This window comes from Flavobacterium cryophilum, assembly GCF_048286555.1.
Lineage (GTDB): Bacteria > Bacteroidota > Bacteroidia > Flavobacteriales > Flavobacteriaceae > Flavobacterium.
Window position 1 is genome coordinate 1 of record NZ_JBLVPZ010000021.1, and the last position, 4,961, is coordinate 4,961.

Genomic DNA, 4,961 nt, shown 5'->3' on the forward strand with positions numbered 1-4,961 from the left:
AGTCGAGTGTGAAACACGAGCGGCTGGGGTCGCGATAGGAAAATTTGTCCGATGATTTTTGGGATAAAAATATTCAGGCTTGATCTTTTGTTTCTTTTGCATCAAGGCAAAAGAAAAGAATTTCATAAAAAAAACGAGTAAGGACATTACAGGCTTGATTTTACTCATCACCTCCTCTCCCCGCCCTTATATTTTTAAACCAGAAAATCAAGGTAAGGATTTCAGCGCTGGCCGCAGGGGAGTGACCCCCGAGTCGAGTGTGAAACACGAGCGGCTGGGGTCGCGATAGGAAAATTTGTCCGATGATTTTTGGGATAAAAATATTCAGGCTTGATCTTTTGTTTCTTTTGCATCAAGGCAAAAGAAAAAGATCACATTCAAGATATAAAATAGTACCTACAACAGCAAACGTTCCTATACACCCTCTTCAGATCGCCCTCATAGTTGCGATACTAGAAAATCACGGTAAAGATTTCAGCGCCGGCCGCAGGAAGCGCCCCCTGAGTCGAGTGTGAAACACGAACGGATAGGATCGCGATAGGAAAATTTGTCCGATGATTTTTGGTGTAAAAATATTCAGGCTTGCAATCAAAAATTCAGGAATACCAAAAACAATAATAGCCCATGAATATTTTTTGTTTCTTTTTCAACAAGACAAATCGAAGATTCAGACACCCGAGCGAAGCGAACAGGCGAAGCAAACACCACTTATAATAAAAGTTAAGTGAGCTAAAAAAGTACAAACACTCTTCATCGACCAAAAAAAAACCCATTCCATTACGGTTTGGGCTTTCATTCAATTTAACTCCGGTTAATCCAATTGGAATCAAACTATTTTCGGTACTTCTTAATAAAAAATTTGAGTAGCATCGATATAATGAAACTGACTATCGCTCCAATACTGGCCAATAAAACAGTTTTCAAAACATCATCTGAATGCAAATTCGGTGCAATACTCAAAAATGTACCGCCTGCTGTACCCATAAGGATAGGATTACTCGTCGTCATCCTGAACGTGATAAGGGCTTTCCTCATCGGAAGTCGTAAGCTGACTTACGGCAGACAACACTCCTCCAACAACGGCCATATACCCGCCAATAGAGCCGATGATAACAGGCAAAGCAACCGGGGCAGTCAAAATAGTTCCGCCAACTGCTGCCAATGCCAATCCAATATTCCGAAGTACTCTAAAAAATTTCGGCGTTGGACCTTTTATTCTTTTTACTAAATTCATAAGTATAAATTTTAAGATTGAATAATTAATGAAACTATTGCAGACTGTTTTAAAGCGCCATAAACCAATTTTTTCACTTTAACAAATGCCTGTCGGGATTGCAAACCTAAACCATATCCTGAAAGTTGCGTAACAGGAGCAATACACCCATTCAATTCTTTCAAGGCGTTATTAGCAGGATGCAACAAAATAAAGCTTCTGTTTTTTACGGCAACCACTTCAATATGCCAGTGAAATTTCCGACTGTACCGCTTTCGCAATAAATAGTATCCTTCTGGAATACAGGAAACACGCTTTTGATTTTTCCTCCAGGGCAATTCAATGGTACTACAAATGAACCGACCATCACAAGTAAGTTTTCCATTCGTTCCTTCAGGGAAATAAGTTCTGGACAATACCAAAACCATCTTACAATCCACTGACTTGTACCAAAGCCAAAGGGTTGTATGAACCATTTTTCAATGGATACATTCTTCCATTTACCTCTTGATAAAACTCCACTCCTAAAGCTAGGAATAAGGGTTTTGTACTATTAGGCGTAATCATGTTGGTTTGGCTGATAGCAATTGTTGGCGCAACATCCCATGGAAGAATAGCGGTTTCTGAATTAGAAGCTACAAAACTTTCCGCTTCAAAATCAACTTCAGCTCCAGCTGAAATAATTTTAAAATGTGTAGTCCCCGAGGCTGCAGCAATCATATTTGACGGGATAAAAGAAGCCAAATCAACTTTGATCTCTCCTGTTAAACGGTCAATGGTGGCTAGAAAGGGTGCAAACAAGCTGGTGCCCAATTTCCCTCTGATATTGAACTCAAAACCCGTAAGCAGTTCAGCCTCGCCATCAATGACATTGCGCAATCCTCTGACACTGGTACTATCAGCTTGAATAACTTTCACCATTGATTGAGTGAGTCGGCTAACCATTCTGCCATCGGCAGAATTTAAGAGCAAAGCTCTTAATGCGGTTCTCAATATTTTTCCGGCTTTCCCGGCTCTACCAAATTCAGAACCATTTTCACGTGTTCTTTGAAACGCCGGATCGCTCGCAATTCTACTGGCTTCAATTCCGCCTTTTTCGCGTGCCAGATGCCCGTCCTGCGTTTTGTAAAAAGTAATATCTCCGATAGTACCTTTCAATTTAATTATGCCTTTCTGTCTTGCCATAATTGTTAAAATTTAAGTTTAAAATAATTGAACTACACTGTCATCCTGAATATTCGTTGCAACTAAATCTGGAATGATTTCAGCAAAGATTGAATCATTTAAACAACATTTCAAAAAGCAGATGTCAATAATGGTATTAAAAAGCCTACAATTACCTATTTTAGTCAAGTCATACGTAAGTAAATTTCATAACTTTACAAAAAATAAAAAAGACCCTGAAAAGGGACAGATAACAAGAAAAGTCATTTGACTGCAACAATGTATTAAAAAATAAAAATGTGATTGCAAGTAACATCAGGGTATGTATTTATCCAAAAGATGTACAACGTATTACTGGTAAAACATACCGACAAGCAAGGTTATATCTGCACAAGATCAAAACCAACTTGAATAAAGAGCCACATCAACTACTTTCAATAGAGGAATTTTGTGACTATTCAGGGCTTCAGATGGAACATGTTTTGCGTTGTATAATCGGATAGGATTCACAAAGCGATTAATGGGGGCTGAGGTACTTCTCTAAAACAGCAATACATGTTCAATAAGCTGTTCAAATAATAATACAACCACCAAAATTCCAATACAGATTGTCTACTTTATATTCACCACTCACTACTCACTGCTCACCACTCACTACTCACTAACAAAAAAAACATGGCAAAAGTAACAGCACCATTTCTGATCAAAGGAACTATAGATGACATAAACTTTGTAGTGACCGCAGATGGAAAAAATTATGCACGTATGCGAGGAAAAACGGGAATAACAGCTGAAGAGTTTAAAAACAATCCCATCTTCGACAGAATACGCAATCAGGGGATAGAATTCGGACAATGCGTAAAAAAAGCTGCCGTTTTTAGACAACTTGCCGAACGTTTTAATAGCCTAGCCAAAGACGGAAGTGTTGCAGGTAGGACTAATAAACTCTTGCTTGAAATACTTCAGGAAGACGCGACCAATCCGCAAGGAAAAAGAACACTAACTGAAGGATTAAAAACTAGCGAGGGTAGGGAATGTTTATTGCTATTTGAAAGCAACAAACTAAGACCTTTGAGAAAGGTACTTAAAATAAAAGAACGCTATAACACAGAAAATCAAACCCTAACATTCAATAATTTCTTCGCTAAGGAGAATTTGGATTGGCCGGAAGAAGCAACACATGTTCATTTAGAAACCGCAACAACCAATTGGGATTTTGAAAACGACACCTTCCAAACTTTTTATAGTACTGCATTGATACTGAATAAAGAAGCTGAAAAACAGACTATAAAGATCACCACCGAAAAGCTTTTAGGAAATCAACTCCATCTGACATTCCTTTTCATAGGATTTCTAAAACAAAATCGAAAGAAACAAATATTCTTGCATCGAAAATACAATACAGCTACGGTAATTGCATCTTATACGCCGAACACTGAAAAACGCAGTTTAGATTTTCCCTGCCTTCGAGGTCGGGAGATTCTGATGATATCAAGTAAAGTGTGAATTTAGTTAAAGAAGCTGCTCGCTATTTGTATAGATAATGTATCGCAAATACTGCGCGAATGTCGCTGATTCATATCCTTCTATTTTTGGGTGCTACCAGCGATTTTTAAGGCTTTTCACAAATTATTTTTTCTTGACAACCACTAAAGCAACTTTTTACAGAAAGAATTTCAATTGTAGTTTAAATCCAATATATTTACGTACTGATTAAACAAATATAAAGTTTGTATGAAGCTATAATCCCGTCACTTCGAGAGAACTGAGGCTTGTAGTAAACTGCTATCGAAATTTAAAAAACATGATGGAGAAATATTTACGACAATTAATTTCAATAGAATTTGAAGACAAAAAAGACGTCTTTAGTGGTTTTCTTATTGATTGGACTGAAGATTGGATTTTACTGAAAAACAATCCTGTAGATTTTATAATCGATGGCTATACTATATTAAAGAACAAAAATGTAAAGTCAATTATTCAAGACAAGGATCATGAATTTACCGAAAGAGTAATCAAACTTAAAGGTCTAAAAACAAGCGCAGAGGAAATTATTCCACTGAAAGATTTGTATTCAATTATAAATTTTCTAGCGACTAAATATGAGATTTTTCAGATTACAAAAAAGTCTGATAAAGCAGTTTATCTTGGTAAACTCATAGAATTAAATGAGGAAGAACTGGTAATAGATTTTTTGGGAACCGAAGGGGAGTTTGACGGTGAGATGAGTTTTAAGCAAAACAAAATAAGAGTTATAGAATTTGATACGGACTATATCAATTCTTTAAAACTAATTGTCGACGAGGAAAAGAAAAAATAATCGACTAATAAAGCATCACCCAATTAACCTGTACTTTTACTCACCTTTACAGTCGCCATATAAAAAAATCAAGGATGACTTCCAGCATTGACAAAAGGAAGTGACCCTAAGCTGATTGATAAAGCATCGCCGAACTAGCGTATACTATTAACTCGCCCTTAAATAAAAAGCATAGAAAACAACGAAGAAGTGAAGTGGCAGCACTCCGCGAGTTGAGTCCGCAGGACGAACGGCTCGGGGTGCGGAATGGAACTTCGAGGTAGT

The 4,961-nt window shown here is 37.3% G+C and carries 5 protein-coding genes; 2 read left to right on the forward strand and 3 right to left on the reverse strand.

Translation table 11 applies throughout. The features are described from left to right. Nucleotides 1-994 precede the first annotated feature (994 nt). The 3 genes from ACNQGJ_RS16730 to ACNQGJ_RS16740 are packed head-to-tail and all read right to left on the reverse strand — an operon-like array spanning nucleotide 995 to nucleotide 2,398. Entirely contained in the window at nucleotides 995-1,234 is a 240-nt protein-coding gene (locus ACNQGJ_RS16730; RefSeq protein ID WP_417975062.1) for a hypothetical protein, read from the reverse strand. A gap of 11 nt (nucleotides 1,235-1,245) precedes the next feature. Continuing rightward, nucleotides 1,246-1,641, reverse strand: a complete 396-nt coding sequence (locus tag ACNQGJ_RS16735; protein WP_417975069.1) for a DUF5675 family protein — start codon at nucleotides 1,639-1,641, stop codon at nucleotides 1,246-1,248. 1 nt (nucleotide 1,642) lies between these two features. After that, a complete protein-coding gene (locus ACNQGJ_RS16740) occupies nucleotides 1,643-2,398 on the reverse strand; it encodes a hypothetical protein (protein ID WP_417975060.1) in 756 nt (251 codons plus the stop codon). A gap of 654 nt (nucleotides 2,399-3,052) precedes the next feature. On the opposite strand from ACNQGJ_RS16740, the gene ACNQGJ_RS16745 reads away from it, so the two are divergent. Further along, nucleotides 3,053-3,883 carry a hypothetical protein gene (locus tag ACNQGJ_RS16745; protein ID WP_417975058.1) on the forward strand — a complete coding sequence of 277 codons (831 nt, stop codon included), beginning with the start codon at nucleotides 3,053-3,055 and terminating at the stop codon, nucleotides 3,881-3,883. Nucleotides 3,884-4,181: 298 nt separating this feature from the next. Further along, nucleotides 4,182-4,697 carry a hypothetical protein gene (locus ACNQGJ_RS16750; RefSeq protein WP_417975056.1) on the forward strand — a complete coding sequence of 172 codons (516 nt, stop codon included), beginning with the start codon at nucleotides 4,182-4,184 and terminating at the stop codon, nucleotides 4,695-4,697. Nucleotides 4,698-4,961: the final 264 nt, after the last annotated feature.